This is a genomic window from Kistimonas scapharcae (assembly GCF_039540975.1).
Classification (GTDB): domain Bacteria; phylum Pseudomonadota; class Gammaproteobacteria; order Pseudomonadales; family Endozoicomonadaceae; genus Kistimonas; species Kistimonas scapharcae.
The window spans coordinates 1-730 of sequence record NZ_BAABFL010000183.1; the positions used below are offsets into that span (position 1 = coordinate 1).

Here is a 730-nt window from a genome sequence, read left to right on the forward strand (position 1 = left end):
TTTGTGCAAAAACTGTACTCTGTTGCCAAAAGTACGGCCAGCTTGCTCACATTCCCAAGGTTAAGCGGGATTTAAGGTATATACCATTATTGCGACAATGGCGCAGTTGCAGGATCAATTCAGCATATTCTACCACCCCAGTGAACGAGTCAAGTTGGTAAGCACGCTTGTTCTTGCTGCTCAGTTGCAGCAATTCAATCCGTCATCACATGCCCTGGCATTACGCAAAATTAAACGTGATGCAGCCAGTCAACCTTATCGCTATGAACTCAGCCGTATGTTGGCCATTGGTGAAAGGCAGCGGCGTCTGCAGGCTCAAATGCGCCAATTACTAGCCTCTGATCTGCCAGACAATCAGGCGATGGTGAATACACTTTCACACGAGTTTGAAAGTCTTGCACAAGAATACGGTACGATTCAGGAGACAGTTGTCAAAAAATACCCGGATGCCCCTGCACCCCAAATACCTTCACCAGTGCACCCATATGCCGTTATGCAAAGTCTTGGCAAGAATGAAGCTGTCATTATGTGGCTTGCCGAGGAGTATGAGTTATTTGCTGTTGTCATAACTACAAATGATGTGCAAGCCGTCAAACTCGATATCTCTCGCGATGACATTGAGCAACGAGTACAGCAAATCAGATTAACTCCCCCCTGTGCCAGCATAGTTGTCGCCTCTTCTGAAATTTCCAACTTAAACAGGGGGTGGTCAGTGAGTAATCAATGACCC

At 46.6% G+C, this 730-nt stretch carries 1 protein-coding gene; it reads left to right on the forward strand.

The window, feature by feature from the left end; translation table 11 throughout:
* The first annotated feature begins 97 nt into the window (after nt 1-97).
* Nucleotides 98-727, forward strand: a complete 630-nt coding sequence (locus ABD892_RS10290) for a hypothetical protein (RefSeq protein WP_345195535.1) — start codon at nt 98-100, stop codon at nt 725-727.
* Nucleotides 728-730: the final 3 nt, after the last annotated feature.